1 protein-coding gene is annotated in these 622 nt (G+C 64.6%); it reads left to right on the plus strand.

Translation table 11 applies throughout. The features are described 5' to 3' along the window. Window positions 1-121 precede the first annotated feature (121 nt). The coding region (locus tag JKL46_RS35060; protein ID WP_201843066.1) for a helix-turn-helix domain-containing protein at window positions 122-622 on the plus strand (501 nt) is incomplete at its 3' end.

A 622-nucleotide genomic window follows, 5' to 3' on the forward strand; every position in this document is an offset into this window, starting at 1 on the left:
GTGAAGTAGTTTGGACTTAATCTGACAGACGGTGTCGTTAGGCTGAGGCATGAGCCGAGGCTGGGCGCGGAGTGGTCGGGGTGCGTAGCGCCCGGCCTCGGCGTTCACAAGGAGCACCGTCATGACCAACGAGCAGAAGATTATCCGCGCCAAGGTCGGCCTGCTGGAGCTGGCCAAGCAACTCGGCAACGTCAGCCAGGCCTGCAAGATGATGGGCTACTCCCGCGACAGCTTCTACCGCTTCAAAGAGCTCTATGAGACCGGCGGCGAACTGGCCCTGCAGGAGCTGACCCGGCGCAAGCCACTGCTGGCCAACCGCACGCCACCGGAGGTGGAGGCCGTCATCGTTGAGCTGTCCCTGGAGCAGCCGGCCTTCGGCCAGATCCGCCTCGCCAACCAGATGCGCATGCGCGGCCATTCGATCTCGCCGGCTGGCGTACGGGGGGTGTGGCAGCGACATGATCTTGAGACGATGAAGAAGCGGCTCAAAGCCCTGGAAGCCAAGGTGGCGCAGGAAGGCCTGATCCTGACGGAGAGCCAGGTGGCAGCCCTGGAGAAGGCCAAGGCCGAGAAGGACGCGCACGGCGAGTTCGAGAGCGAGTGCCCCGGCTACTGTGGGGCG

The sequence above is a fragment of the Microvirga zambiensis WSM3693 genome (assembly GCF_016735695.1).
In the GTDB taxonomy this organism is placed as follows: Bacteria; Pseudomonadota; Alphaproteobacteria; order Rhizobiales; family Beijerinckiaceae; genus Microvirga; species Microvirga zambiensis.